Genomic DNA, 26,113 nt, shown 5'->3' on the forward strand with positions numbered 1-26,113 from the left:
GACTCGGCACCGACCATGGACAGGGAGTAATGGTTGCCGGGTCCGCAGCCATGGTAATCTTGGCCGCGATAACGGGCCGCAGCTGTGGTGACGTTGTATTGATAAGGTTCTCGAGTCGAAGCCAGTCAAGGGGATTCATGAAAGCTGTCAGGTATTGGTTAGGTGTCGGATGGGTGATGGCGTGCTTTGCTTCCCCTGTACAGGCCGGTCCCTACAATGAAACACCTGAAAGCCGTGATTTTGTTCGTGAAATGTCGGAACGTTACGGGTTTGAAGCCGAGCGTGTTTCGGCAATACTGGCCAATGCGCAGCGCCGTGACTCGATATTGGAAGCTATCAGCCGACCGGCTGAGAAAACCCTTGAGTGGTACGAATACCGTCGGATCTTTATACGTGAGGAGCGCATAGAGCAGGGCGTCAACTTTCTCAAGCAGCATCAGGAAGCCTTTGAGCGCGCCGAACGTGAGTACGGTGTACCTGCGTCAATCGTCGCAGCAATTATCGGCGTCGAAACCTGGTATGGCACCTACAAAGGGAAGTATCGGGTGCTTGATGCACTTGCCACTCTGGCATTCGACTATCCGCCCCGGAGTCGCTTTTTTCGCAGCGAGCTTGTCCAGTATTTGCTGATGACCCGCGAACAGGGTTTTGACCCCCTGGAAGTGACGGGGTCCTACGCGGGGGCGATGGGGTACGGTCAGTTCATCTCCAGCAGCTACCGGCATTACGCTCTTGATTTTGACGGCGATGGCGTTACCGACATCCTGGCCAATCCCGTGGATGCCATCGGCAGTGTCGCCCATTATTTTCACGCCCATCGTTGGCAAACCGGTGAGCCTGTAGCGGAGCAGGTGGGTGACAGTCTGCCGAATAACTCACCATTACTGACCAGGGAACTGAAGCCGACGTTGACGGTCAACGACTATCGGCAGGCGAGTATCGTCCCGAAATTGGATGTGCCCGGCGACGCTAAAGCCAGGGCGATCCGTCTAGTCAGTGATAAGGGCGCTGAACTATGGCTGACCTACCATAACTTTTATGTGATAACCCGCTACAATCACAGTCATCTATACGCCATGGCGGTGTACCAGTTGGCAGATGCGCTCCAAGAGCGGATGCGACCGCTGGCAAATGAAAACAATGGGGAAAGTAACAGCTCGTGATGAAACGCCATGTTTTACTACTGGTTTTCGGGGTACTGCTGCTGGCAGGGTGTGCATCATCGCCCGAACCTGACCATTCCTCCCGTTACACCCTGAGCCAGGACCGTGCGCCCTCAGGCAACTTCGATGTATCGGGGCTTGCCGATGCCACGCCTCGATTTGAGGAGCCGCGCCGCGCTGGAAACAAGTCACCCTACCAGGTCTGGGGCAAGGAATATCATGTCGTGGGCAGTAACGATGGCTATGTTCAGCGCGGCACTGCGAGCTGGTATGGTGAGAAGTTCCATGGTCACAAAACCTCGAATGGAGAGGTTTTTGACATGTACGAGATGTCAGCGGCGCACAAGAGCCTGAGAATTCCAGGGTACGCACGGGTGACCAACCTCGATAACGGTCGCTCGGTGGTGGTTAGGGTCAATGACCGTGGCCCCTTCCATGGGGATCGCCTGATCGACCTTTCCTACGCTGCGGCCAAAAAGCTGGGTTATCAGGGCAGGGGTACGGCCAGGGTCGAGGTGGCCGCCATCACGGTGAGTCGTGACGGCTCGATGACGCTTGCCGGCAAGCCGTTCCCGGAATCGGGAGCACCTGTGGATGCAAAGCGCCTGACGGACCCTGGCGCGGTCAGCGAGGCCCTGTTCGTGCAACTGGGTTCGTTCAGCCAGCGCAACCCGGCCGAAGCCCTTTTGGATCGGGCGCGGCGTGCAGTCGCAAACCCAATGCGGGTGAGGGAAGTGGAGACGGCCTCTGGCCGCTTTCACCGCGTTCAGGTCGGGCCGTTCAGGGATGAGGATGAAGCCCTGAGAGCCCAGAGCCTACTTGAAACTCACGGATTTGGTCAGTCAATACTTCTGACCGACACTCATTGAACCAGTCACTTACTTGAAACTGAATGGACCCATGGCACTAAATAAAGCGTTCCGAGCCTTCTCTGCTGTTCTGCTCCTGATCTTGCTTCCGGCAATGCCGGTTGCGGCACAGGCTGTTCTGATTCCATCATCACCGCAGATCGCGGCGAGTTCCTACATCCTGATGGATCCGCTTTCCGGGCGGATTATCATGGAAGAGAACAGTCATGAGCGTCTGCCGCCGGCCAGTCTGACCAAAATGATGACGGCGTATATTGTGGAACGGGAACTGGATGAGGGGCGGATTTCCTTGTCCGACATGGTGCCGGTCAGCGTCAACGCCTGGCGAACCGAAGGCTCCCGTACCTTTGTTCAGGAAGGCACAGAGGTGTCGGTCGAGAACTTGCTCAAGGGCGTCATCATTCAGTCTGGGAACGATGCCTCGGTGGCACTGGCCGAATACATTGCCGGCAGTGAAGGGGCGTTCGTCGATATCATGAACCAGCAGGCACAGATTCTGGGTATGAACGAGTCCAGTTTTGCAAATGCCACTGGATTGCCTGCACCGGATCACTTCTCCACTGCCTACGATCTGGCCCTCCTGGCGAAGGCGATCATCAATGACTACCCGGAAAACTACCCGCTGTATGCGCAGAAGCACTTCACTTACAACAACATTCGTCAGCCTAACCGCAACAGTCTTTTGTGGCGTGACGACAGTGTCGACGGGCTGAAGACAGGCCATACCGAGGAAGCCGGTTACTGCCTGGTGGCGTCAGCCAAGCGCAACGACACCCGCCTGATTGCTGTGGTGATGGGAACAGACAGCACCTCGTCCCGCGCCCAGGAAGTCCAGAAAATGCTGAACTACGGCTTCCGCTATTACCAGAGCGAGCGCCTGTTCCGCACTGGCCAGGAACTGTTGGAAGCGCGCGTATGGGGCGGGGCAAGCGATAGCCTGTCCGTAGGACTGACAGAAGATGTTTACGTCACCATTCCCCGAGGCTCAAGGGATTCCCTGGAATCCACCGTTGAACTCGACTCAGTGATCAAGGCGCCCATTTCCATGGGCGACGAATTGGGCCGGGTGACCGTCAAGCTCGGCGATGATGTGGTCGTGGATCAGCCGGTGCTGGCACTCAGCGATATCCCGGAAGGTGGTTTCTTCAAGCGGATCTGGGACGCCATCAAACTATTTTTTGTTCAGCTCTTCGAGTAAGGGCGCGAGTTGCCTGTAGGAGATAGACCGAGATGAGCGAACCAAAGGCACCCAAGATCGAGTTTCCCTGTGACTACGTGATCAAGGTAATCGGGGACGCCGCGCCAGACTTTGTCGAGTTTGTGGTGGGCGTTGTGGAGCAGCATGCCCCTGGCATTTCGAACGACGACGTGACGGTGAAAGACAGTCGCGGCGGTCGATTTGCCTCAGTAAACCTTAAGATCGTTGCCACGGGCGAGCCGCAGTTGAAAGCCCTGTTCGAGGAACTCAAGGCCAGCGGCCGGGTTCATATGGTGCTGTAACCTGATGGCCGAGCTGATCGTTCGTGATCTGGGTGAACAGCCCTACCTGGAAACCTGGGAAGCAATGAAATCGTTCACGGCCGAGAGGGATGCCTCCACGCCCGATGAACTCTGGTTGCTGGAACACCCAAGGGTCTACACCCAGGGGCAGGCTGGCAAAGCTGAGCACATACTGGCCCCCGGTGATATCCCGGTGATACTGGTGGATCGCGGTGGCCAGGTGACGTATCACGGCCCTGGTCAGCTTGTGGTCTACCTGATGATAGACCTGACCCGCCACCGCCTGGGAATTCGCTCACTGGTTGATGTCATCGAGCAGGCCATTGTCCGGACGCTTGCGGGTATGGGGGTGACGGCAGCGCCACGTCCGGATGCGCCCGGTGTCTACGTAGAACAAGCGAAGATTGCGTCGCTGGGACTGCGTGTAAGGAGAGGGTGTTCGTTCCATGGCCTGGCCCTGAACGTGGCCATGGACATGGAGCCGTTTCGCCGGATCAATCCCTGTGGCTATGCTGGCATGGCGATGTGCCAGGTCAGCGACTTCGTCCCCGAGACAACCGTTGCCGGCCTTGCCCCTACTCTGTCGGACGAACTGGTTAGTGGCCTGGCGGGTGGCGCTGTTCGACGGGTAGCTGGCTGGTAAAGCTCAGCTCCAGTGCCGACTGAGGCGGTTACCTTGCTAGCCGTGGGTAGTCTCAAAATCACACACTTTGTTTCGCCCCAGAGTTTTTGCCCGGTAAAGCGCTTCGTCGGCGCGCTGTAGCAGGCGGTCGACGGACTCGGCGCCGTGGATAGTGGCTACTCCGACACTGATGGTGGTGTTGATGTTCCCGTCCTGGACCTCTATGGGTGTTGATGCAATGGTCTGGCGTATGCGGTTAGCCGTCTTGACGGCTTCGACAGTGTTAGTCTCGGGCAGCAATACCAGGTATTCCTCTCCGCCCCAGCGCGCCAGCGTATCGACTTTCCGGCTGTGTTCCTGCAACGTCCTGGCTACCATCACAATGGTTTCATCACCCACCTGATGACCATGGTTGTCGTTGACAGATTTGAACAGATCAATGTCCATCAATAACACCGAAAAGCCGCGCGAATTGCGCAGGTAGCGCTGATATTCGGTTTCCAGTTGTTCGTGAGCTTCACGTCGATTGGCAAGCCCGGTCAGGGCGTCGTGTTTGGCTGCGTATTCGAACTCGGCAGCCAGTTTCAGCAGTCCGAGTTTACTGCGCCGCCGGCTTTGGTCCAGGACGTAGCAGGTGGACATCTCAAACCCCAGTACGGCAAGCATGGTGAGTCGGAAACTGGTGCTGTAGGGCGAATCGAAAACCAGGTCCCCGAGCGGACTGAACAGCAGACCCACCCCCGCGAGGCCACCGGAACAGGCAAGCACGCCCACTTTCGATTCGCTGATGTAGAAAATGATGGGTGGATAGGCAAACAGCCAGATAATGGCAGAGCCGTCCTCCACCGCATTGATTGCCAGATAGGTGAACAGGATCGTAATCGCGGTAATAAAACCGCGGCGTTGCAGGGTACTGTTGTGGCTGATGAGATAAACAATACCATTGACACCGAGCAGCACGGCAAAGACGATCAGAGTTGTGGCGGAGCCAGGCATTCCGCGGTCCAGGGACCGCCATGCGAAGAACAGCAGGATGGGGACCGCTGCCAGAGTAAGCCAGCCGATCAGCATCGGAACCGGAATTTCACCCTTCACCCGGAACTGTGACAGTTTGGTGTCGGAGGGTCTGCTGGTGGTTTGTGTCATTGTTGTTGTCTTGTTGTTTTGGGCATCTGTGGCGAGGTCGTCGACCACATTTTTATACTAAACGGCTTTGGCTGTGGGGTCTGTGTAAAAACGTAAAACCTTTCACCAAGGACAGAAGTAAACACAGAAGGGGCAGTTTGCATTGGCCCCAAGGGCAATGAATTGACGGCACGCCGGTTAGGTTTGAGGGCCCGGGTATCCGTATAATGGTCATACAGGCTGATAGCGCCAACACTTACAGAACCGAGCAGGTTTTTGATGGCATCCAGACCCAAAAGCACATCTGTTGCACGTATCAAGACCGGCAGCTTTGAGCGCCGGCTCACCCTCACCAGGGCGGGGCTTTTCGCGGGCACTCGGATGGCCTCCCACATGGCTACCAACTGGTTCAGTAGCAAGGACAAGCGGGAGGCCCGACACCGTGCCATGCTATCCAGCCAGGCGGAGTTCCTGGTGGAGGAGTTGGGCAAGCTCAAGGGCAGTGTCGTCAAGATCGGGCAGGTGATGGCTCTGTACGGCGAGCACTTCCTGCCTGAGGAAGTGACCGAAGCGCTGCATACCCTGGAAGACCAGACCACCTGGCTGGAATGGCCGTCGATCGAGCGTGTGCTTAAGGCTGAACTGGGTGCTGACCGTTTGGCGGAGCTGGAGGTGGATCCCGACCCGATTGGCGCGGCGTCACTGGGGCAGGTTCATCGAGCGCGCCGGCGTAGCGACGGGTTGGAACTGGTGCTCAAGGTTCAGTATCCCGGCGTTGACGAGGCGGTCGACAGCGACCTTAACGCAGTGGCGCAGTTGCTGAAAGTTGCCCGCCTGGTGTCCTTCGGTCCTGAGTTCAACGACTGGCTGGAAGAAGTGCGGGACATGATGCACCGAGAGGTGGATTACCGGCTCGAAGCCCGTACCACTGAGAAATTCCGGCAGATGCTCCTGAATGATCCCCGTTTTGTGGTACCCCGTGTTCTGGACGAATACTGCACGGCCCATGTCATCGCCTCCACCTACGAGCCGGGGCACTCCGTGAGTTCAGTGGCGGTACGGGAACTTGCCCTGGATCGTCGCAGCGAGTTGGGGCGCGCCGCGCTGGAATTGTTCTTCCGCGAGTTGTTTATCTGGGGCGAAATCCAGACGGATCCCAATTTTGGCAACTACCGGGTCCGCATCGCCGGCGAGGAAGGCGCGGACAGCGAAACCGACCAGATAGTGTTACTGGACTTTGGAGCGGTACAGGCCTACTCAGCGACCTTCCTGGACCCGGTCATCCAGATGATCCGGGCGTCCTACGAGGGCGACCTGCCGGGGGTAATTGATGGCGGTATCCGGTTGCGCTTCATGAGCCGGGATTGGCCCGAAGACGTTCTGGATACGTTTGGCAAGGTTTGCATGTCGGTATTGGAGCCACTGTCGAGGGACCGAAGCAACTGGCCCGATGAGGCCGTGAACGACCGCGGCCAGTACCGCTGGAAACAGAGCGACCTGCCGTCGCGGGTGGCGCGTCAGGCCGCGCGCTCGGCCATCAGTCGCTATTTCAAGGTGCCGCCGAAGGAATTTGTGTTCCTCAACCGAAAGCTGATCGGGGTCTATACGTTTATCGCGGTGCTGAATGCGGAGTTCAACGGTGAGGACCTGCTCCGGAAATACCTCTACGGCGATCCCGGAACCCCCGATGCTTCCAGCACCAACCAGATGACCAAGCCGTAGCGCGCTCCTTTGCCGATGGCCACCAGGACCACGAAGTTGAGCCAGGGCACGCGCATGATCCCGCCAACCAGGGTTAGCGCGTCGCCACCCAGTGGCAGCCAGCCCAGAAGCAGTGACCATTGCCCGTAACGGTTGAAGCGGGTGCGGGCCTTTTCGAGCTGGGATTCGGAAATCGGAAACCAGCGTTTGTGCTTAAAGCGATCCACCTGCCGGCCGATAACCCCGTTAATAACCGAGCCTGCGGTGTTGCCCGCTGTCGCCCAGAGCCATATCCACCAGAGCGAATAGCCTTGAGTCACCATGCCGCCAAGGAGAATCTCCGAATAGGCCGGGAGTATCGTTGCTGCGGCCAGTGCGGTCATAAACAAGGTGAGATAGGCCAATGGACGCTCCTGTTGAGGTGAATGCTGATCAGGCTTTAATGGCAGCTGTGCCTTCTAGGGCATCAAGCTGATAATGAACTCCAATCCGAGACAGGTTGCTGTATCAATGAAAAAACTGTCACTGCGCTTCAAACTCTATGCCCTGGTGATTACGCTGCTACTGGTTATGGGAATCAGTATTGTGGTGACCGCCCAACTTTCCCTGGGGCAGATGGAGCAGCGAATCACCTCCGAAACCCGTGACACGGTGCGCAGCCTTGCCATCGACCGGTTGAGCGCAACCGCCGGGAAATACGGTGAGGTCGTCAGCGGCATGTTTGCCACAGCGTATCGGACACCGGAAGTCGTCCGCAACGTCATCAACCGGAATATACAGGCGGATAGTTCCGGCCGCATCAGCCGCGTTGCCCTTCAGGAAACGGTGGGTGCGGTATTGGAGGAGCAGGAGGGGTTGAGTTCCATCTATGCCCAATTCGAGCCGGACGCCTACGACGGCCAGGACCGCTACTTCACCGGTGGCGTCGAAGAACACAGCAGCGATGACGGTACCCTGGAAATCTATTACTACCGCTCTCTGGAGGGCGATGTGGTGTTCAGTCGCACCGAGGATCCTTCGACCAAGTATTTGGACAACCGGAATGAGTTCGGTATTCGCGAGGCGGAATGGTACCTGTGTTCCAGGGATAGCCGGGAGCCCTGCATCATGGAGCCCTACGAATACGAAATTGAAGAGGGCTATACCGAACTGATGACCAGCCTGGTCGTGCCTATCATGAACGGGAACGAATTTGCGGGCGTGGCTGGCGTTGACCTCAACCTGTCTACGCTCCAGAAAGCGATTCAGAATGTCAGCGACAACCTCTACAACGGCGCATCAAGGGTGACCCTGCTGAGCAGTAAGGGGCTGATTGCTGCGTCCAGCCACTACAGCGAGTATCTTGGAAGGCCGTTGTCGGAAGCACTGCCCGGGCAGGCCGAAACATACACTTCCCTGCACAATGACGGCGGTACCTATGACGATGGCGACACCCTGGCCGTGTCTTACCCCATAGAGATTGATCTGCCAGATGCCCAGTGGTCACTGTTGATCGAATTACCACGGCAGACCGCGTTGGCTGACGTAGCCGAAATCACCAGCCTGCTCTCCAGCGAGGTAGACACCACCGCCGGGCGCCAGACCATGGTGGGTGTGTTGGTGTCGGTCGTTGCGATCCTGATCCTGGTGGTGCTGGTTCGCTCGGTAACCAAACCCTTGAACGAAATCCGTGACCGGATGAAGAATCTGGCCAGCGCCGAAGGGGATCTGACCAGTGAGTTGAACATTGATACCCATTCGGAGCTGATCGAGCTGGCCGGCGGGTTCAACCAGTTCCTGGGCCGGTTACGGGAAATGATCAACGATCTGAAGGAGGTCAACGCCAAGGTCAGCCAGCAGGCGGCGGATGTGGATGTGATCGCCAAGGAAACGGATGAGCAAACCGAAAACCAGCATCAGGACATCGAAAGTGTGGTTACCGCCATGAACGAAATGTCCGCCGCTGCCGGCGAAGTGGCAGGTTTCGCGGGTGAAGCGGCGGAAAACGCGCAGATGGCTCAGGATGGTATCCGCTTTACCCAGGATACGCTGACGTCTGCCCTGGACGGCGTGGGCGCATTGGCGGGCGATATGGATGAGGCCAGTACGGCTATAGGCCAGGTTGCCACTCGCAGTGAAGACATTAACCGCATTATCGAAGTGATCCGGGGAATCGCGGAACAGACCAACCTTTTGGCGCTGAACGCAGCCATTGAAGCGGCGCGGGCCGGTGAGCAGGGAAGAGGCTTCGCGGTAGTGGCCGACGAAGTCAGAACGCTTGCTTCACGAACCCGTGAGTCCACCGATGAGATCAGCCAGATGATTGATGGCCTTCAAAGCGACGTGGGCGGCGCCGTCACCGTGATCAAGGGTGGCGTTGATCGCGCAACAAGAGCGGTGGAGGGAACCCGCGAGGCGGACCACTCGTTGGCCTCAGTGGTTGAGCGCATAGCAACCATTGTTGAGCATGTCACCCATGTGGCCACGGCGGCCGAAGAGCAGAGTTCCGTCAGTGAAGAGATCAATCGCAACCTCACCCGTATCGGTGACGCCGCCAACGATCTCCGGGCATTGGCGCAACGGGTCAGTGGCAGCGGCCAGACATTGGACGAGCAGGTAAAAGTGCTGGAGACGGAACTGAGCCGCCTGAAAACATGAGCGCCTGATTGGGTAAGGCAATACGGTGAGGACCGATAGCGCTGGATGTATCAGTCCAGGCTATCGGTACTATTCAGTTCATTAATTTTATTTTTCTACTGGGCGTGCCACCATACGTTATAGCTTGTCGACGACTGCGAAACGCAGGGTCGCCCATTGTTTTGAACAGGAGTCAGTTTATGGATCATGTCACCATCTACGGTCGTGCATCCTGCGGTTTTTGCATGCGCGCCCGGCAACTGTGCGAGATCAGGGACATTCCCTACCGTTACGTGGACATGATCGAGGAAGGCATCAGCAAGGCGGATCTGGAGAAAACCATTGGTAAGCCCGTGTACACGGTGCCCCAGATCTTTGTAGGCGAAGAGCACGTTGGCGGGTTCGACCATTTCTCGCACTACGTGCAGCGGTTCGAAGCTGCTGGTGGATAAACGGCTCTGCAAAAAAAGGCGCCAGCCGATGATTCGGTGGCGCCTCTCTTGTAGGTCAACGGCTTAGAACTGGAAGTCGGCCTTCAGTTTTTTCTCGACCAGCTGATTCTTGAGCTTCGCGACCCTCGGAAGACCATCATCGAACGGCGGGAAGCTCTCGCCGTGAATCAGTGGCTCCAGGTAGTCGCGGCAATCTTGCGTGATGCCGTAGCCGTCATCCGTGATGTAATGGATCGGCATTTTCTTTTCCTGGTTGGCGACCTCGCTCAACGGTGCCTCACCAATATGCCAGCGATAGGGGCGTGACTGTTCACGCACAATTGTTGGCATCAGCGCCTGTTTACCTGCCAACGCCATTTCCACGGCCACCTTGCCTACGGAGTAGGCCTGCTCCACGTCCGTCGCGGACGCAATGTGACGGGCACTGCGCTGCAGGTAATCGGCTACAGCCCAATGGTATTTGTGCCCAAGGGCCTGGCGCACCATGTTGGCCAGCGCTGGCGCGACACCGCCAAGCTGAGTATGGCCGAAGGCATCCTTGGCACCGGCATCGGCCAGGAAGCGGCCGTCTTCATACTGGGCGCCTTCCGAGGCGACGACCACGCAGTAGCCGTATTCCTTGACGCAGAAATCCACGCGCTCAAGGAAGCGCTCACGCTCGAAGGGCACTTCCGGGAACAGGATAACGTGAGGCGGCTCGCCTTCGCCTTTTCCGGCAAGGCCACCAGATGCGGCTATCCAGCCAGCGTGGCGCCCCATTACTTCCAGGATGAACACCTTGGTGGACGTGTCACACATGGAGCGAATGTCCAGGCTTGCTTCCAGGGTAGAGGTTGCGATGTACTTGGCCACCGAGCCGAAACCGGGGCAGCAGTCGGTGAAGGGCAGGTCGTTATCCACCGTTTTGGGTACGCCGATGCAGGTAATCGGGTAGCCCATTTTTTCGGCAAGTTGGGACACCTTATAAGCGGTATCCTGGGAATCGCCGCCACCGTTGTAGAAGAAATAGCCGATGTCGTGAGCGCGGAACACCTCGATCAGGCGTTCGTATTCCCGTTTGTTCTCGGAAAAATTCTTCAGTTTGTGACGGCAGGACCCAAACGCACCGCCCGGGGTGTGGATCAGCGCCTGGATATCCTCATCGCTTTCGAGGCTGGTATCAATCAGTTCCTCTTTGAGCGCGCCGATGATTCCGTTACGCCCGGCGTACAACTTACCGATCTGATCGGGGTGCTTGCGGGCGGTCTGGATAACCCCGCAGGCACTGGCGTTAATGACGGCGGTCACACCGCCTGATTGGGCATAGAATGCGTTTCTGGTGGCCATTTCCGGCTGGTGCCTCCTGCAGTTTCATCAAGTGCGGCAGATGATACGCCAATCGCTTTTTTTTTTCATGACATCAAACGTCATAAGGAACGCTTGACGACCCGCATTCTATACGGGACGCTTTGCAGGTTTCATTTAAGAGGTCGATAACCGAATGCACATCCATATCCTGGGAATCTGTGGCACCTTCATGGGCAGTCTGGCCGTACTGGCGAGGGAGCTCGGGCACACCGTGACGGGCTCCGATCAGGGGGTTTACCCGCCCATGAGTACCCAGTTGGAGGCCCAGGGAATCGGGTTAATGGAAGGTTACGATCCTGACAACCTCAAGCCTCAGCCGGACCTGGTTCTGGTTGGTAACGCCATGTCCCGGGGCAACCCGGAGGTGGAAGCGGTTCTTAACCAGAATATTGATTACATGTCCGGCCCGGAATGGCTGGCGCGAGAGGTTCTGCGTCACCGCTGGGTGCTGGCGGTTGCCGGGACCCACGGCAAAACCACCACAACCGCCATGTTGTTGTGGATCCTGGAGCAGGCCGGGTTGGAACCGGGCTATCTGATAGGTGGGGTCCCCAATGATTTCCCGGTTTCGGCACGGTTGGGGAGTAGCGACTTTTTCGTTATTGAGGCCGATGAATACGACAGCGCCTTCTTCGATAAGCGCTCCAAGTTTGTCCACTATCGTCCCCATACCCTAATCCTCAACAATCTCGAGTTTGATCACGCGGATATTTTTGACAACGTTGAAGCCATCGAGCGTCAGTTCCATCATCTGGTCAGAACGGTGCCGTCCCGTGGGTTGATTGTGCGCCCGGCCCTGGATGCTCATCTTGATCGGGCGTTGGAACTTGGCTGCTGGAGCAGCGTGCAGGCTACCTCTGTGGGCAGCGAAGTGCCCTATATGGCCGACTGGCGGGCGGAGCTGTTGGCTGAGGATGGCAGTCGATTCATGGTGGTGCACCACGAACAGCCGGTGGCTTCAGTCAGTTGGTCTCAAACCGGCCTGCACAACGTGCGCAACGCCCTCGCGGCCATCGCAGCAGCCCGCCATGTGGGTGTTACCCCGGACCATGCCGTGGCGGCGCTGTGCCGCTTTTCGGGCGTCAAACGCAGGATGGAGCTGCTTGCGGATGTTGGTGGTGTCTGTGTCTACGACGACTTTGCCCATCATCCGACGGCCATCGCTACCACGCTGGAGGGCCTACGCCACAAGGTGGGCGATGAGACCATCCTTGCGCTGATCGAGCCACGCTCCAACACCATGCAGCAAGGTTTTCACCAGGAGAGCCTGCTGCCCAGTGCTGCAGCGGCGAATCAGGTATTCTGGGCCAACCTCAATGGCATGGACTGGTTGCCAGCATTAGTTGAGGGCCGTAGTCCCGAGACGGCAACACCGGATCGCCATCGTGTCGGGGCCAGCGTTGAGGAACTGATCGGCCAGGTTCTGGATCAGGTATCCGGTCCCTGCCATATTGTCATCATGAGTAACGGCGGTTTTGGCGGTATTCACCAGAAGCTGATTGCCGAACTGGAACGCGAATCCGGCTGACGGGGCATCCTGCCTCCGCTATCCAATCAGGAAACTTCAGTTATGACGGCAGCGTCTGAAAAACAGCGGGTGATCAATCTGGCCTTTACCGGTGCCTCTGGCGCCCAGTATGGCCTGCGTCTGTTGCAGTGCCTGGTGGCGGCGAACTGCCGGGTGCATGTGATGGTCAGCAAGGCGGCACAGGTAGTGATTGCCACGGAAACCGATCTGAAATTACCGGGCAACACCGCCGCCATGCAGGAGGCGCTTGCCAGCTATGCCAGCGCCCGTCCGGGGCAAGTGTTGGTGTTCGGCCGGGAAGACTGGTTCGCCCCGCCGGCTTCTGGTTCGGGTGAAAAAGCTCCGTTGGTGATTTGTCCCTGCAGTACCGGCACCCTGTCTGCCCTGGCCACCGGCGCCAGTAACAACCTGATCGAGCGCGCCGGAGATGTCGCCCTTAAAGAGCGGCGGCAATTGATCCTGGTGCCCCGGGAAGCGCCCTTTTCGGAAGTGCACCTGGAAAACATGCTGCGCCTGACCCGCATGGGGGCGGTCATCATGCCGGCCAGTCCGGGGTTTTATCACCGGCCGAATTCCGTGAGTGAGTTAGTGGATTTCATCGTTGCCCGACTTCTGGATCACCTGGGCCTGCCCCAGGATCTGATGCCGCGCTGGGGCGAGGAGAGGGCGAAGGCGAAACAGCCCGACTGAACCGATGGGCGATGGTTTTGGTCAGCCCGATTGATGCTTTTCATCATTGAGCGAAAACGCCGCGCCCCCGAGACTTGGTGAACGACAACCACAACACAGTCATTCACCGAGGTACACCATGATTCCACGCACAGTCTTTGACGCCGACCTTGACGGCTTCCGGGATTCCGTCCGCAAGTTTCTGCAACAGGAAGCGGCGCCCTACCATGAACAGTGGGAGAAAGATGGCCAGGTCAGCCGGGAGCTCTGGAAGAAGGCCGGCGAACTTGGTTTCCTCTGCCCGACCATGCCGGAAGAATACGGCGGCGTAGGCGCGGACTTCCGCTACAGCGCTGTCATCATGGAGGAGGTGTCCAGGGCGGGCCTGTCCGGCATCGGCTGGACATTGCATTCCGACATCGTTGCCCCCTATATCCTCAATTACGGCTCCGAAGAACAGAAACAGTATTACCTGCCGAAACTGGCAACCGGCGAAATGATCGGTGCCATCGCCATGACCGAGCCGGGCGCAGGTTCCGACTTGCAGGGGGTGAAAACCACGGCGGTGAAAAACGCTTCTGGCGACCATTACGTACTCAATGGCTCCAAGACCTTTATTACCAACGGCCAGCTGGCGGACCTGGTGATCGTGGTGGCCAAAACCGATCCGAAAGAAGGCGCCAAGGGCACCAGCCTGTTGTTGGTGGAAACCGCCTGGGAAGGGTTCGAGAAAGGGCAGAACCTGAATAAGGTGGGGATGAAAGCGCAGGACACCTCCGAGCTGTTCTTCCAGGACGTTCAGGTGCCTGCGGATAAGCTTTTGGGATCAATGGAAGGCCAGGGCTTCTTCCAACTGATGGCGGAGTTGCCGGCGGAGCGCCTGCAGGTGGGCCTGACCGCCGTCGCTGCTGCGGAAGCCGCGTGGGAGTGGACGCTGGATTACGTGAAGGAGCGCAAGGCGTTCGGCAAACCGGTGATAGCGTTCCAGAATACCCGCTTCAAAATGGCGGAGATGAAGGCGGAAATCACCGCTGCCCGCGTCTTCTGTGACCGTTGTCTGGAACTGCACCTGGAAAAGAAGCTGGATATTCCAACGGCAGCCATGCTGAAACAGCATACCACCGACCTGCAGTGCAAAGTCATGGACGAGTGTGTGCAGCTTCACGGCGGCTACGGCTACATGTGGGAGTATCCCATCGCCCGCGCCTGGGCGGACTCGCGGGTACAGCGTATCTACGCCGGCACCAATGAGATCATGAAAGAGATTGTTGCGCGCTCGTTCTAGTAGGCGCTTGTGCCCGTTAGCGCGCCGCAGGGACAGCTCCCGCGGCGCGTTTTCGTTACCTAAGTTTACAAATTGCCAAACCTATCAAGGTTCCCCCCGGCAACATCCCCTACAGTAGCGGCACAACCTCTAACAAGGACAATGGTTGCCGCGATGAAACGTCTGCTCTCCTTTACAGTTGCCCTGTTCACGCTGGCCCTTGCCGGTTGCGGCGAGGAATCCGACAAGTCACCGGTCGATGGCCGTGACTTTGACGCCGAGGATTACAGCGAGCCCGAGCCCTATACAGGCCGGGTGATTGACGGCTACCTGCGCAATGCCAGGGTGTGGCTGGACATGGACGGTGACAGCCAATACACGCCGGGCCCGATGACCTTTGAAAACAGCGCCGGCACGGAAATAACCCTGCGGGACGGAGAGCCTACCGCGTTAACGGGAGAAGGTGGCGTGTTCTCGCTGGATACTGCGGAACTGGTGCAGGACCCGTCCATATCCCCGGATATCGATCCCAGGGACTTTCCGCTGTTTGCCGTGGTGCTGCCTGGCCAGACCATGGAGCAGACCCGCATCGGGGAAGTGGTGCTGGAAGACGCCTACCTGCTTAGTGCGCCACCTGGCGTGCGCAATGTCACGCCATTGAGCCACCTGGTGCGGCAGCGCCGCCTGATTGGGTTGCAGGATCTTTCGGTCATCAGTACCGATCTGTCTGATGCTCTCGGCAACGTGAACCTGGTCAGTAACTATATCCGGTCCGGTGATCACCGTGCCCACGCATACGCCCGCGCCTTCGCACGCTTCATGGCCAGCCAGTTCCCGCCGGAGTACGCCAATCTCCTGCGCAATGGTGACGGACGTGAACGCTACCTGAGTGAAGAGGCGGTTTATCTTCTGGGTATATCCTTTGCCCGCAATGCCCTCGAGGTGGTTCAGGTGGTTGATGCCGCTGCCTCCCAAGGCAATTACGAGAACATCAACATTGATGAACTGGAATTGCCGGAAGTGCCGGTTGAGCTGGACGATCCGGTTATCCTTGAGCGCCAGACAGTTCTCGCCCGGGGGGAGGGGAGCGAGTTGCCGGCCACAATGTCCAACCTCAGCGTGTCCGCTGAACTGGAGTTCGACTACTCGGAAGATGGCCGGTTAACGGCCGTGACGGCAAACGGGTGCATGATGCCGTCAATGAGAGAGATGGCCCGCTTGATCAATGCCCGTGGCAAAATCGCCGATACCGATGTGCAGTGGATGCCTTCGATATCACTGTCCCAGGAGAGTGCCAGCTACCATGAGGCTGAAGGGGCCGATGAGCGGCTGACATTCAACTGGCAGGACCGTACCGCGACGTTCGAAACCACCACCACCTGCCATCCTGGACTGGCGTCGTCCTCGGCATTGGGTGGCCCGCCGGCGATCCGTTACGAGTGGACCATGGCGGATGCCCGGGTCGAGTCCCTGACAGCAACTTCCGATAGCAAGACGGAAATTTTGCGCCCCGACTATCAGTTCGCCAACGATGCCTTTTTCGGTTTCACGCGTTCCGTCGATGGCGTGAACGAGGAGATTGTGGCGCTCACGAGTAGCGTCCAATCCTGCGAAGGGGATATTGATCCGGAGGACGTTGATGCGGCGCAGGTGGTGTCTGCTCAGCAGCCTTTCACGGTCACCGGCAGTATCACGCTACCGGACGAGTTCACCTCGCCGGCGCTGGAGTTCGATACTCGCAATGACCGTTTCAGGCCGCTAAGGTTTGGCTTCCTGGATGAAGAAATGAGTTCCACGCCTGGGGTCAGCAATACAGAAGGGTTTGACTGGGCGTTCTACTACCCGTTCGACAATTCCAGCGAGTTCGTGGCAGACCAGCCCAACCTGATCAACATCGCCTACCTGAATCGTCATGGCGGCAGCCGGGCCTGTGGGCGGGAGTTCGAAAGAGCGCCTTCTGCGGCCTATGCCCGGGTGAATTACACCTATCAACGGCTCTCGGAGTATTTGTCGGGGCTGGTGGAGTAAGCCAGGGCTGCGGTCAGGCTCTTCGCGAACGTGCGGAGAGTCATGCGTTTTCGAGCGCAGATCTGTTGCGACATGTGCTTATAAAGGTGTTGGATTCTTAACACTTCCTGAGGGAGGAAGTGGTGCCGAGGAGAGGACTTGAACCTCCACGGGGTTGCCCCCACTAGCACCTGAAGCTAGCGTGTCTACCAATTTCACCACCTCGGCAGGTGATTTGCAGTCTTCCCGGTGGGCATTCAAACGTTTTACTTCGTTGAATTTCCGGGCTTTCTGCCGCAGCTGCGGGCATTGCCGTCAACCGATGGCGCGTACTTTAATCATTCGGAAAAAGCCTGTCAAATATTTTTTGTCCCGCCGGGGCCGGTTTTTACGTCTATTTTAGGCGGTCGGTTAGGCAGGCGGGTGCTGGCGGCGTTATACTCTTTTGCAAACGCAATATAACGATTGATTTCCAGCAGGGAAGTCAGACTAAGGATACGAATGGTTTCCAGAAAGAAGACCGACAAAGACCCACACGCGCAGCGTGAAGCCAGCAAATACGACAACCCGATTCAGAGTCGGGAGTTCATTCTCGACCATCTGAAGGAGCGGGGAGCGCCGGCCACTCACGAGACTCTGTGTAGCGAGTTGGGGCAGCAGTCCGAGGAGGGCATCGAAGCCCTTCGGCGCCGGCTGATTGCCATGTGCCGGGACGGACAACTGATCTGTAATCGCCGGGGAGCCTATCTGCCCATTGAAGAAGCGGATCTTGTTACAGGCCGTGTCACGGGGCACAAAGACGGGTTCGGTTTTCTGATCCCGGATGATGGGGGGTCGGATCTGTTCCTGACAGCCCGCCAGATGCGCCAGCTTTTCCACGGTGACCGCGTTGCCGCCCGGGTGGACCGGGTGGACGATCGTGGTCGTCGCGAAGGGGTGATTGTAGAGGTGCTGGAGTATCGTACCCATCAAACCGTTGGTCGTCTGTTTCAGGAAAGCGGCATCTCCTTTGTGGTTCCGGAGAACGCTCGCATCAACCACGAAGTATTGATTCCGGCAGAGCACATTAATGATGCACGGCACGGCCAATACGTCGTGGTCGACATCCTGCGCCAGCCTACGGTGCGTACCCAGCCAACGGGCAAGGTGGTGGAAGTACTTGGCGAGCACATGGCACCGGGTATGGAAATCGATGTGGCCATCCGTTCCTACGATATCCCTCACAGTTGGCCGCCGGCCGTCGGTGAGCAGATTGCCGGTATTGCCGATGAGGTGACCGAAAAGGACAAGCAGAATCGGGTGGATATCCGCAACCTGCGCCTGGTGACCATCGACGACGAAACCGCCCGGGACTTTGACGACGCGATCTATTGTGAGCCGCGCCCGCGTGGTGGCTACCGTCTGCTGGTAGCGATCGCAGATGTGTCCCATTACGTGCGTCCCGGCTCACCGTTGGATGAAGAAGCGATTAACCGTGGCAACTCCGTCTACTTTCCGGATCACGTGGTGCCGATGCTGCCGGAAAAGCTGTCCAACGGCCTGTGTTCACTGAACCCGGGTGTGGATCGGCTGTGCATGGTGGCGGACATGACCATCAGTGCCAACGGCAGCGTCAGTGGCTATACCTTCTATCAGGCGGTGATGCACAGCCACGCGCGACTGACCTACAACAAGGTCAGTGACATGCTTGAGCGGCCGGATTCCGAGCCGGGTTACAGGCTGTCGGAGCAGTACGCGCATGTGCTGCCGCACCTGCACAACCTCTACAACCTCTACAAATTGCTGCGCAAAGCCCGGACTGAGCGTGGTGCCATCGATTTTGAAACCACGGAAACCCGGGTCATATTCGACGCCAGTCGCAAAATCGAGGAAATCGTTCCGGTCAAGCGCAACGACGCCCACAAGATCGTTGAGGAGTGTATGCTCGCCGCCAACGTGGCGACGGCGCGATTCCTCAAGAAGCACAAGGTGCCATCACTGTACCGGGTGCACGATGGCCCATCCGAGGAGCGTCTCAATGCGGTGCGGCTTTTCTTGGGCGAGCTGGGGCTGCAACTGGGGGGTGGAGACAAGCCAACCTCCGCTGATTATCAGGCGCTGTTGTCCAGTATTGCAGACCGTTCCGACGCGAATGTCATTCAGACGGTGATGCTGCGCTCTCTCAGCCAAGCCGTCTACAGCCCGGATGAGGGTGGCCATTTCGGTCTGGGGTTTGCCAGTTATGCCCACTTCACCTCGCCGATTCGCCGTTATCCGGATCTGATCGTGCATCGCGGTATCAAGTCCGTGATTCACGGCGAGGACGGTAGCAAAGACGTATCGGTGCCGCCCAAGCGTGACCCGGAACTGGCGGATTACCCTTATGACCTTCCCAGAATGCATCAACTGGGTGAGCACTGCTCGATGACGGAGCGCCGCGCCGACGACGCAACGCGGGACGTCATGGCCTGGCTCAAATGCGAATACCTCAAGGATCACGTGGGCGAGGAGTACGACGGCGTGATTGCAGCCGTTGTGCCTTTCGGTTTCTTTGTGGAACTTTCCGGGGTTTACATTGAGGGCCTGGTGCATGTGTCTACCCTCAGTGGTGACTACTTCCATCACGATGCTGCCAAACATCGCCTGATCGGCGAGCGTACCGCTATGAGCTTCCGGTTGGGCGATGAGGTCCGCGTGAAGGTGATGCGTGTGGGCATGGAAGACCGCAAGGTGGACCTGGAACTGGTAAGCGAGCCACAGCATCGCCAAGCCGACCGGGATGCACTGGAGGTCACCAAGCGAGAGCCGCGGGATAAGGGCAAGGGCAAAGGTAAGGGGCGAGGTAAGGGTGGCAAATCCACTGCTGGCCGTGCTCCAAGGGCTGACCGGGACACGGCTGGTGATGCGGCCGCCAAACCTCGCCGCAGGAAAGCGACTGGTTCAAGGCCCTCTGGCAAATCGGGGGCGTCCGACGCGGTCACGCCAACGTTCGATGATGATGGCGAAATGTCGGCCCGTGACAAGCTGGTGGCGGAAGCGGCCAAGCTTGCACTGGGTAAGGGCAAGAGCAAGAAGGCACCGGCTAAAACCGCCGGCGCTGACAAGAAACGAAAGCCCCGCAAGTCAGGAAAATAGGCCGTGTCTGAAGAGTACATTTTTGGCTGGCATGCGGTTGAGGCCGTCCTCAAACGTGAGCCGGAGCGTTTGCAGCAGGTGTGGATCCAGACTGGCCGCGAAGATCGCCGTGTCAAAACGGTAACGGAAACTCTGAATGAGCTTGGAGTCCGTTGGCAGGTGGTTCATCGCAAGGAACTGGATCAGCGCGTAGCCGGCGTGCATCAGGGTGTTGTGGCCGCGGTTTCCGAAAGCCGTGAATGGAGTGAGGACGATCTCCTGGCCATGCTGTCAGGGTCTGACAAGCCGCCGTTTCTGTTGATCCTGGATGGGGTTACCGATCCCCATAACCTGGGCGCCTGCCTGCGAACCGCTGATGCCGTGGGTGTCCAGGCTGTGGTCGTGCCCAAGGATAAGTCTGCGTCGTTGTCGCCGACCGTCAGGAAAGTGGCCTGTGGCGCGGCTGAAACCGTACCTCTGGTACGTGTCACCAATCTTGCGCGGTTTATGCGTACGATCAGGGATGATGGCGTCTGGCTCATTGGCACCGCCGGCGAGGCGGACAATACCCTGTATCAAGCGGATTTTACCGGCCCGGTCGCTCTGGTAATGGGTGCCGAGGGCAAAGGTATGCGGCGCCTGACCCGGGAACACTGTGATCTGTTGATCAATATCCCCATGCTTGGCCACGTGGACAGTCTCAATGTGTCGGTGGCTACCGGTGTCTGCCTTTACGAAGCCTTGCGTCAACGGCTTGCATAGTATCAGCCACACGCCTAGAATACGTGACCCCCTTTTCAGGGGGCGATGTTGTATTGCCTGAAATCCTGGTGATCAATATCGGCTTTTTGAGCAGGCTTTATACGTAATGTCTTGTTGATAAAAGCAAAAAGAAGCCGGCAGCTTTGCCTGCCACCTCCTTGCTTTCTGCATTTGCCCTGTTTGTTGAAACCGGTGCCTGTGCTGGAGGCTGTTTAAACCGTAGGGAGAACTCATGCGTCACTACGAAATCGTATTTATGGTACACCCGGATCAGAGCGAGCAGGTGCCCGCGATGATCGAGCGCTATACCGGCGTCATCAATGAAGATGGCGGCAAGGTACATCGCCTGGAAGATTGGGGCCGTCGTCACCTGGCTTACCCGATCAACAAGATTCACAAGGCTCACTACGTTCTGATGAACATTGAATGTTCACAGGCAGCGATGGACGAGCTGACTCACAACTTCCGTTTCAACGATGCCATCATCCGCGACATGATCCTGCGCCGCGATGGTGCCGACATCGAACTGTCCCCGATGAAAGCTTCCGAGTCCCGTGAAGACCGTCGTGGCGGCGATGATCGTCCGCGTCGTTCAGCTGAATCTGACGAGCCACGTCAGCAGGCTGAAACCCAGGACGAAGAAGAGTAAAACCATCACCGGAGTTGAGGAGTTAAGTTATGGCTCGTTTTTTCAGACGTCGTAAATTCTGCCGCTTCACGGCAGAAGGTGTTAAAGAGATCGATTACAAGGATCTGGACACCCTGAAAGGTTACATCACTGAAACCGGCAAGATCGTGCCCAGCCGTATTACCGGCACCAAGGCACGCTATCAGCGTCAGCTGGCTACCGCTATCAAGCGTGCCCGCTACCTGGCACTGCTGCCGTATTCGGACAGCCACGACAACTAAGTAACAGAATAAACAGGACCCGGGACCATGCGTGCACTGGCACAGTTTGTAATGCGCGGTCCTCTGCAGGCAGGCGGGGTGGCAGCAGTTACCACTGCAATACCCTTGTTGTTCTGGATAGGTGCGGCGGTTATTGGCCTGGTCATTCTCAGACTGGGTATCAGCCAGGGGCTTAGTATCGGCCTCTGGGCATTGCTTCCGGCACTCGGCTGGAGCTGGTTCGGGCAGGACCCGACGGCCCTGGTGGTGTTGCTTCAGGCAATGTTGATGGCGTCCATCCTGAGAATAACCCTGTCGTGGGAGAAAGCGCTGCTCGCAGGCAGTTTCCTGGGGATTGTGACAGGCTTGATGTTGCCCTTGGTGTACCCGGATCTGTTGAACGATCTGGTGCAGGCCGGGGTGAGATTTTACGAAGAGTACAACGCCGAAATTGCCAGTAGTCTTGGCAGTGAGCTGGAAACAGTCATTCGGCAAACCATGAATGCGAGCATGGCGGGCACCTACCTGGTAATCGGGGTGTGCATGACCATGCTGGCAAGATCCTGGCAGGCCGGGTTGTACAACCCCGGCGGATTCCGGACCGAGTTTCACTCGCTCCGGCTGTCACCGGCAATCGCGGTTATCTGTGTGATTACCATGGTGGCAGGGCCCGTTCTCGGGTTGAATTCCATGCTGCTGGGCTGGGTTGGAGGTTTGCCGCTGTTTGTTGCGGGCCTGGCCCTGGTTCATGGTGTTGTCGGTCGTAAAAACCTGAGTGGTCAGTGGTTGGTGCTGTTCTACCTGGCACTGGTACTGCTTGGTCCAAGCCTGATGATTCTGTTGGTAGTTCTGGCTTTTGTGGATAGCTGGCTGGACATCCGGAGGCGAATGAAGCCCTCCGGCCCGGCTGAATAAAGCACGAAGAGGTTAACGAGATGGATGTTATTCTGCTCGAAAAAGTAGCAAACCTTGGTTCACTGGGTGACAAGGTCAAGGTAAAGGCCGGTTACGGTCGTAATTTTCTTCTGCCTTATGGCAAAGCTGTTGCGGCAACCGCTGACAACCTGAAAGCGTTCGAAGAGCGCCGTGCAGAGCTGGAGAAAGCGGCAGCTGAGAAGCTGGCTGCGGCCCAGGCTCGTGGCGAAGCTCTGGAAGGCGCCTCAGTCACCATTACCTCCAAGGCTGGTGAAGAAGGCAAGCTGTTCGGCTCCATCGGTGTGCGTGACATCGCAGATGCGATTACCGCCACCGGTACCGACGTTGAGAAAAGTGAAGTTCGTCTGCCCGAAGGCCCGCTCCGCGTGGTTGGCGAGTACGAAATCGAGCTTCAGCTGCACTCTGACGTAACCGTTCACATTAACCTGGCTGTTGTGGCCGAGTAAATTGACGGTTTAGTCTGAACATCGGGTTACTACCCGGTGCAGCCATACAGGCCCGGAATCCACTCAGGTGGATTCCGGGCCTGTTGCTTTCTGGTGTATGATTTGTGTTTTCCGTAGCTCTCCCATCGCATCGACAATCCCCGTAAACTGTCACGGATGTGATGCCCAGACGAAGACGTTTCCATGGCCAACCCGAATTTCAAACCGGTAAACAGCGACCCTGAGACCAGCCGAATCAAGGTTCCACCTCATTCCGTGGAGGCCGAACAGGCGGTGCTTGGTGGCCTGATGCTGGACAACCGCCGATTTGATGAAATCTCGGAGATCATTTCCGCTGGCGACTTTTATCGCCAGGATCACCGCCTCATTTTTGGTGCTGCCGAGCGACTGGCGGGCGAAAGCGAACCGCTTGATGTTGTCACGCTGACCGAATTCCTGGAGCGTGCCGGTGATATCGAAGACGCGGGTGGGCTTTCCTACCTGGCAGAGCTGGCCGAGAAGACACCCGGTGCCGCCAATATCCGCGCCTATGCCGAGATTGTGCGGGAGCGCTCTATTCTGCGACAACTGGTGCAGGTGTCCGGCGAGATATCCGATTCGGCGTTTAACCCCCAGGGCCGGAACAGCAACGAGATCCTGGATGAAGCCGAGCGTAACGTCTTCCAGATCGCCGAATCGCGGGTCAAGGAAGGCTCTGGCCCCCAGGCCATCAACCCGATTCTCACCAAGGCCCTCAGTCGCATTGAGGAGCTGTTCGAGTCCGGCGAGACTACAACGGGTCTGACCACGGGCTTCAAGGACCTGGACGAGTGGACGTCGGGGATGCAGCCCTCGGATCTGTTGATCGTGGCGGGGCGACCGTCCATGGGTAAAACCACCTTTGCCATGAATATCGTCGAGAACGCCTTGATAAGCACCGGCGCGCCGATTCTGGTGTTCAGTATGGAAATGCCGGCGGATGCGCTGGTCATGCGTATGTTGTCGTCACTAGGGCGTATTGATCAGAGCCGGATTCGTAGCGGTAAGCTTGAAGAGGACGACTGGCCCAGGCTGACATCCGCGGTGAGTCTGCTGAAAGACAAGCCGCTTTATATCGACGACACGCCTGGTCTGAGCCCAACCGAAATGCGTTCCCGGGCTCGTCGTATTGCCCGGGAGAACGAAGGCAAGCTTGGCCTGATCATGGTCGATTACCTCCAGTTGATGCGGGTGCCCGGCAACACCGAGGGCCGGACCGCCGAGATTTCCGAGATCTCCCGGTCCCTGAAAGGGATCGCCAAGGAGCTCAGCTGCCCGGTCGTGGCGCTTTCGCAGCTGAACCGGAGCCTGGAGCAGCGGCCGAACAAGCGCCCGGTCAACTCGGACCTGCGGGAATCCGGTGCGATCGAGCAAGACGCGGACGTCATCATGTTTGTCTATCGGGATGAGGTCTACAACGAAGACACCTCCGACAAGGGCATTGCCGAAATCATCATCGGTAAGCAACGTAACGGCCCCATTGGCACTGTGCGACTGGCCTTCATCGGCAAGTACACCAAGTTCGAGGATCTGGCCCACGGCGATTACGGCGGGGATTATTAATGCCACGGAAGACCCTTGCCCGTATTGATACCCGTGCACTCCGCCACAACTATCGCCTCGCCTGTCGGCTGGCCAGCCCGGCCCGGGCGATGGCCGTTATCAAGGCCGATGGCTATGGCCATGGCATCCGTGAAGTCGCACGGGCCCTGGCGAGCGATGCACCCAAATTTGCCGTTGCCTGTCTGGAAGAAGCCCTGGCGATCCGTGAGGCCGGTGTTGACCATCCTGTGGTGTTGTTGCAGGGCATGCACAGTGCCGAGGACGTCGCGATGTGTGTTCGCGAAGGTTTTGAAGTGGTGGTCCACAGTCATTATCAGTTGGACTGGCTGGAGCAGGCTGGTGGGACGCCGACGGTCTGGGTAAAAGTGAATACCGGCATGAATCGGCTTGGTTTCGCGCCGAGCGCACTGGCCGATGTTATGGCACGACTGGGTACCATTGCCGCGGCGGAGAAGGTGGCGGGTTTCGTAACGCACTTTGCCTGTGCGGACGATATCTCCAGCGATGACACGGACCAGCAGACGCGAATATTCAGTGAAGCCGTGGTGGACTGGCCAAAACTTGAGAAAAGCGCGTCCAATTCCGCCGCCCATTTTCTTCCTGCCCAGCCGTCGTTCGACTGGACCCGTCCCGGCATCATGCTTTACGGCGCCTCCCCGACCTTGGGCAAGACTGGCCCGGAGCTGGGACTGGAAGCGGTAATGACACTGGAAGCCCCTTTAACCGCCGTGCGAACGCTACAACCGGGAGAGTCCGTGGGCTATGGCTACAGCTGGACCGCGACTCAGGAAACACGAATGGGGATTGTGGCCATTGGCTATGGTGATGGCTATCCTCGCCATGCCGGCACGGGCACTCCGGCGTGGGTCGGCGGTAACCGCATACGCCTGATTGGCAGGGTGTCCATGGACATGCTGGCCGTGGACCTGAAGGGCGCCCCTGACGCCTGTCCTGGCGACTCTGTGGAGCTCTGGGGGCGGCATGTCAGTGTGGATGAAGTGGCGCAACACGCCGGTACCATTGGCTACGAACTGCTAACGGGTATTACAGCCCGGGTGCCCAGGCTGTACGAGGATTCGGGCAACACCGCAGCAGGGTAGGTGATCAGGAAGCGGGTTCCGGCTCGTGGATGATTTCCTCGATGAAGTCGAGAATCGCGGCCAGGCTGCGGTCGTCCAGTTTCTTCAGGACTTTGTGGACGACCATCTTGCTGCCTTTGAGCATGCTGCCGATGCCCATTCTGGCCATACCCATCAGCATGCTGCTGGCATTCAGCCGGCGCAGGGGTTCCAGGAAAAAGAAATCCAGACCGTTGTCGGTCATCTCGACAATCAGTTCGAACAGTTTGTCGATGGCTATCTTGTCCGCCTTTCCCCGCTCCCGGAGCTCATTGACGGTATAAAGTGCGCGGGTGCGGAGCTCATCCGGAATGGGGGCAACGATATGGCTTTGTTGTTTCAGCATGTAGGATCCTGTTGTTGTATGCTCGTCAGGTCTGCTCAGTACTCCGACACGTATTCTATGGGGTGTACACCGCGTGCCAT

Annotated in this window: 24 protein-coding genes and 1 tRNA gene; 20 read left to right on the forward strand and 5 right to left on the reverse strand. The window is 57.9% G+C overall.

Annotated features, from left to right (window positions below):
* Positions 1 to 137: 137 nt before the first annotated feature.
* Genes mltB through lipB form a run of 5 tightly spaced genes read left to right on the forward strand, consistent with a single transcriptional unit; the run spans position 138 to position 4,175 of the window.
* Entirely contained in the window at positions 138 to 1,163 is a 1,026-nt protein-coding gene (gene mltB / locus AAGD24_RS05455; RefSeq protein WP_292049714.1) for a lytic murein transglycosylase B, read from the forward strand.
* Entirely contained in the window at positions 1,163 to 2,032 is an 870-nt protein-coding gene (locus AAGD24_RS05460) for a septal ring lytic transglycosylase RlpA family protein (protein WP_379867304.1), read from the forward strand. Before mltB ends, AAGD24_RS05460 begins: the two co-directional genes overlap by 1 nt.
* Before the next feature lie 31 nt (positions 2,033 to 2,063).
* On the forward strand, positions 2,064 to 3,230 hold the full coding sequence (locus AAGD24_RS05465; protein WP_379866781.1) for a D-alanyl-D-alanine carboxypeptidase family protein: 1,167 nt from the start codon (positions 2,064 to 2,066) through the stop codon (positions 3,228 to 3,230).
* Between the two features lie 32 nt (positions 3,231 to 3,262).
* The gene (locus tag AAGD24_RS05470) at positions 3,263 to 3,532 is read left to right on the forward strand and encodes a YbeD family protein (protein ID WP_036203854.1); all 270 of its coding nucleotides are present in this window, start codon (positions 3,263 to 3,265) and stop codon (positions 3,530 to 3,532) included.
* 4 nt (positions 3,533 to 3,536) lie between these two features.
* Positions 3,537 to 4,175 carry a lipoyl(octanoyl) transferase LipB gene (lipB, locus tag AAGD24_RS05475; RefSeq protein WP_379866783.1) on the forward strand — a complete coding sequence of 213 codons (639 nt, stop codon included), beginning with the start codon at positions 3,537 to 3,539 and terminating at the stop codon, positions 4,173 to 4,175.
* Positions 4,176 to 4,211: 36 nt separating this feature from the next.
* Here the strand turns inward: lipB and AAGD24_RS05480 are convergent, their stop codons facing one another.
* The gene (locus tag AAGD24_RS05480; RefSeq protein ID WP_379866785.1) at positions 4,212 to 5,300 is read right to left on the reverse strand and encodes a GGDEF domain-containing protein; all 1,089 of its coding nucleotides are present in this window, start codon (positions 5,298 to 5,300) and stop codon (positions 4,212 to 4,214) included.
* 258 nt (positions 5,301 to 5,558) lie between these two features.
* Here AAGD24_RS05480 and AAGD24_RS05485 point away from each other — a divergent pair, with 258 nt between their 5' ends.
* The gene (locus tag AAGD24_RS05485; protein WP_379866786.1) at positions 5,559 to 7,001 is read left to right on the forward strand and encodes an ABC1 kinase family protein; all 1,443 of its coding nucleotides are present in this window, start codon (positions 5,559 to 5,561) and stop codon (positions 6,999 to 7,001) included.
* Here the strand turns inward: AAGD24_RS05485 and AAGD24_RS05490 are convergent.
* Positions 6,944 to 7,384, reverse strand: a complete 441-nt coding sequence (locus AAGD24_RS05490) for a YqaA family protein (RefSeq protein ID WP_292049720.1) — start codon at positions 7,382 to 7,384, stop codon at positions 6,944 to 6,946. The two genes, AAGD24_RS05485 and AAGD24_RS05490, sit on opposite strands and share 58 nt — an antisense overlap.
* 106 nt (positions 7,385 to 7,490) lie before the next feature.
* Between AAGD24_RS05490 and AAGD24_RS05495 the strand changes: the two genes are divergently transcribed.
* Both AAGD24_RS05495 and AAGD24_RS05500 read left to right on the forward strand, forming a co-directional pair.
* Complete coding sequence (locus tag AAGD24_RS05495) at positions 7,491 to 9,617, forward strand: methyl-accepting chemotaxis protein (RefSeq protein WP_300496669.1); 2,127 nt, start codon at positions 7,491 to 7,493, stop codon at positions 9,615 to 9,617.
* 179 nt (positions 9,618 to 9,796) lie between these two features.
* Positions 9,797 to 10,048 carry a GrxA family glutaredoxin gene (locus AAGD24_RS05500; protein ID WP_379866787.1) on the forward strand — a complete coding sequence of 84 codons (252 nt, stop codon included), beginning with the start codon at positions 9,797 to 9,799 and terminating at the stop codon, positions 10,046 to 10,048.
* Between the two features lie 63 nt (positions 10,049 to 10,111).
* On the opposite strand, the gene AAGD24_RS05505 is transcribed toward AAGD24_RS05500, so the two are convergent.
* On the reverse strand, positions 10,112 to 11,374 hold the full coding sequence (locus AAGD24_RS05505; protein WP_036203882.1) for a 6-phosphofructokinase: 1,263 nt from the start codon (positions 11,372 to 11,374) through the stop codon (positions 10,112 to 10,114).
* 154 nt (positions 11,375 to 11,528) lie between these two features.
* Here AAGD24_RS05505 and mpl point away from each other — a divergent pair, with 154 nt between their 5' ends.
* From mpl to AAGD24_RS05525, 4 genes are all read left to right on the forward strand, one after another.
* Positions 11,529 to 12,923 (forward strand): UDP-N-acetylmuramate:L-alanyl-gamma-D-glutamyl-meso-diaminopimelate ligase, encoded by a 1,395-nt coding sequence (gene mpl / locus AAGD24_RS05510; RefSeq protein ID WP_228210430.1) that lies wholly within the window; start codon positions 11,529 to 11,531, stop codon positions 12,921 to 12,923.
* Between the two features lie 42 nt (positions 12,924 to 12,965).
* The gene (locus tag AAGD24_RS05515) at positions 12,966 to 13,613 is read left to right on the forward strand and encodes a flavin prenyltransferase UbiX (RefSeq protein ID WP_228210432.1); all 648 of its coding nucleotides are present in this window, start codon (positions 12,966 to 12,968) and stop codon (positions 13,611 to 13,613) included.
* Between the two features lie 118 nt (positions 13,614 to 13,731).
* Positions 13,732 to 14,877, forward strand: coding sequence for an acyl-CoA dehydrogenase family protein (locus tag AAGD24_RS05520; protein ID WP_036203889.1), 1,146 nt, complete (start codon positions 13,732 to 13,734; stop codon positions 14,875 to 14,877).
* 153 nt (positions 14,878 to 15,030) lie between these two features.
* Positions 15,031 to 16,884, forward strand: coding sequence for a hypothetical protein (locus AAGD24_RS05525; RefSeq protein WP_379866790.1), 1,854 nt, complete (start codon positions 15,031 to 15,033; stop codon positions 16,882 to 16,884).
* A gap of 120 nt (positions 16,885 to 17,004) precedes the next feature.
* Here AAGD24_RS05525 and AAGD24_RS05530 read toward each other — a convergent pair.
* A tRNA-Leu gene (locus AAGD24_RS05530) sits at positions 17,005 to 17,091 on the reverse strand.
* 273 nt (positions 17,092 to 17,364) lie between these two features.
* On the opposite strand from AAGD24_RS05530, the gene rnr reads away from it, so the two are divergent.
* The 8 genes from rnr to alr all read left to right on the forward strand — a co-directional run bounded on the left by rnr (position 17,365) and on the right by alr (position 25,669).
* A complete protein-coding gene (gene rnr / locus AAGD24_RS05535; protein ID WP_379866791.1) occupies positions 17,365 to 19,977 on the forward strand; it encodes a ribonuclease R in 2,613 nt (870 codons plus the stop codon).
* 3 nt (positions 19,978 to 19,980) lie between these two features.
* The gene (rlmB, locus tag AAGD24_RS05540; protein WP_036203896.1) at positions 19,981 to 20,718 is read left to right on the forward strand and encodes a 23S rRNA (guanosine(2251)-2'-O)-methyltransferase RlmB; all 738 of its coding nucleotides are present in this window, start codon (positions 19,981 to 19,983) and stop codon (positions 20,716 to 20,718) included.
* Positions 20,719 to 20,950: 232 nt separating this feature from the next.
* Complete coding sequence (gene rpsF, locus AAGD24_RS05545; protein ID WP_036203898.1) at positions 20,951 to 21,367, forward strand: 30S ribosomal protein S6; 417 nt, start codon at positions 20,951 to 20,953, stop codon at positions 21,365 to 21,367.
* A 29-nt stretch (positions 21,368 to 21,396) separates the two neighbouring features.
* Positions 21,397 to 21,627, forward strand: a complete 231-nt coding sequence (rpsR, locus tag AAGD24_RS05550; RefSeq protein ID WP_007154918.1) for a 30S ribosomal protein S18 — start codon at positions 21,397 to 21,399, stop codon at positions 21,625 to 21,627.
* Between the two features lie 27 nt (positions 21,628 to 21,654).
* Positions 21,655 to 22,521, forward strand: a complete 867-nt coding sequence (locus tag AAGD24_RS05555; RefSeq protein WP_036203901.1) for a hypothetical protein — start codon at positions 21,655 to 21,657, stop codon at positions 22,519 to 22,521.
* Positions 22,522 to 22,541: 20 nt separating this feature from the next.
* On the forward strand, positions 22,542 to 22,988 hold the full coding sequence (rplI, locus tag AAGD24_RS05560; protein WP_036203904.1) for a 50S ribosomal protein L9: 447 nt from the start codon (positions 22,542 to 22,544) through the stop codon (positions 22,986 to 22,988).
* A 183-nt stretch (positions 22,989 to 23,171) separates the two neighbouring features.
* Entirely contained in the window at positions 23,172 to 24,569 is a 1,398-nt protein-coding gene (dnaB, locus tag AAGD24_RS05565; RefSeq protein ID WP_036203907.1) for a replicative DNA helicase, read from the forward strand.
* Positions 24,569 to 25,669: an alanine racemase gene (gene alr, locus AAGD24_RS05570; RefSeq protein WP_075194948.1), complete on the forward strand. Its 1,101-nt coding sequence runs from the start codon at positions 24,569 to 24,571 to the stop codon at positions 25,667 to 25,669. The genes dnaB and alr overlap by 1 nt, the downstream gene beginning before the upstream one ends.
* A 4-nt stretch (positions 25,670 to 25,673) precedes the next feature.
* Here alr and AAGD24_RS05575 read toward each other — a convergent pair whose 3' ends face one another.
* Positions 25,674 to 26,033: a hypothetical protein gene (locus AAGD24_RS05575; protein ID WP_075194949.1), complete on the reverse strand. Its 360-nt coding sequence runs from the start codon at positions 26,031 to 26,033 to the stop codon at positions 25,674 to 25,676.
* Positions 26,034 to 26,113: the final 80 nt, after the last annotated feature.

It is taken from the genome of Marinobacter sp. M5B (assembly GCF_042604615.1).
Lineage (GTDB): Bacteria > Pseudomonadota > Gammaproteobacteria > Pseudomonadales > Oleiphilaceae > Marinobacter > Marinobacter salarius.

Excerpts from the sequence above, each read along its gene's own strand:
- mltB (WP_292049714.1), top strand. The coding sequence starts at position 138 with ATGAAAGCTGTCAGGTATTGGTTAGGTGTCGGATGGGTGATGGCGTGC.
- AAGD24_RS05460 (WP_379867304.1), top strand. The coding sequence starts at position 1,163 with ATGAAACGCCATGTTTTACTACTGGTTTTCGGGGTACTGCTGCTGGCA.
- AAGD24_RS05465 (WP_379866781.1), top strand. The coding sequence starts at position 2,064 with ATGGCACTAAATAAAGCGTTCCGAGCCTTCTCTGCTGTTCTGCTCCTG.
- AAGD24_RS05470 (WP_036203854.1), top strand. The coding sequence starts at position 3,263 with ATGAGCGAACCAAAGGCACCCAAGATCGAGTTTCCCTGTGACTACGTG.
- lipB (WP_379866783.1), top strand. The coding sequence starts at position 3,537 with ATGGCCGAGCTGATCGTTCGTGATCTGGGTGAACAGCCCTACCTGGAA.
- AAGD24_RS05480 (WP_379866785.1), bottom strand. The coding sequence starts at position 5,300 with ATGACACAAACCACCAGCAGACCCTCCGACACCAAACTGTCACAGTTC.
- AAGD24_RS05485 (WP_379866786.1), top strand. The coding sequence starts at position 5,559 with ATGGCATCCAGACCCAAAAGCACATCTGTTGCACGTATCAAGACCGGC.
- AAGD24_RS05495 (WP_300496669.1), top strand. The coding sequence starts at position 7,491 with ATGAAAAAACTGTCACTGCGCTTCAAACTCTATGCCCTGGTGATTACG.
- AAGD24_RS05500 (WP_379866787.1), top strand. The coding sequence starts at position 9,797 with ATGGATCATGTCACCATCTACGGTCGTGCATCCTGCGGTTTTTGCATG.
- AAGD24_RS05505 (WP_036203882.1), bottom strand. The coding sequence starts at position 11,374 with ATGGCCACCAGAAACGCATTCTATGCCCAATCAGGCGGTGTGACCGCC.
- mpl (WP_228210430.1), top strand. The coding sequence starts at position 11,529 with ATGCACATCCATATCCTGGGAATCTGTGGCACCTTCATGGGCAGTCTG.
- AAGD24_RS05515 (WP_228210432.1), top strand. The coding sequence starts at position 12,966 with ATGACGGCAGCGTCTGAAAAACAGCGGGTGATCAATCTGGCCTTTACC.
- AAGD24_RS05520 (WP_036203889.1), top strand. The coding sequence starts at position 13,732 with ATGATTCCACGCACAGTCTTTGACGCCGACCTTGACGGCTTCCGGGAT.
- AAGD24_RS05525 (WP_379866790.1), top strand. The coding sequence starts at position 15,031 with ATGAAACGTCTGCTCTCCTTTACAGTTGCCCTGTTCACGCTGGCCCTT.
- rnr (WP_379866791.1), top strand. The coding sequence starts at position 17,365 with ATGGTTTCCAGAAAGAAGACCGACAAAGACCCACACGCGCAGCGTGAA.
- rpsF (WP_036203898.1), top strand. The coding sequence starts at position 20,951 with ATGCGTCACTACGAAATCGTATTTATGGTACACCCGGATCAGAGCGAG.
- rpsR (WP_007154918.1), top strand. The coding sequence starts at position 21,397 with ATGGCTCGTTTTTTCAGACGTCGTAAATTCTGCCGCTTCACGGCAGAA.
- AAGD24_RS05555 (WP_036203901.1), top strand. The coding sequence starts at position 21,655 with ATGCGTGCACTGGCACAGTTTGTAATGCGCGGTCCTCTGCAGGCAGGC.
- rplI (WP_036203904.1), top strand. The coding sequence starts at position 22,542 with ATGGATGTTATTCTGCTCGAAAAAGTAGCAAACCTTGGTTCACTGGGT.
- dnaB (WP_036203907.1), top strand. The coding sequence starts at position 23,172 with ATGGCCAACCCGAATTTCAAACCGGTAAACAGCGACCCTGAGACCAGC.
- alr (WP_075194948.1), top strand. The coding sequence starts at position 24,569 with ATGCCACGGAAGACCCTTGCCCGTATTGATACCCGTGCACTCCGCCAC.
- AAGD24_RS05575 (WP_075194949.1), bottom strand. The coding sequence starts at position 26,033 with ATGCTGAAACAACAAAGCCATATCGTTGCCCCCATTCCGGATGAGCTC.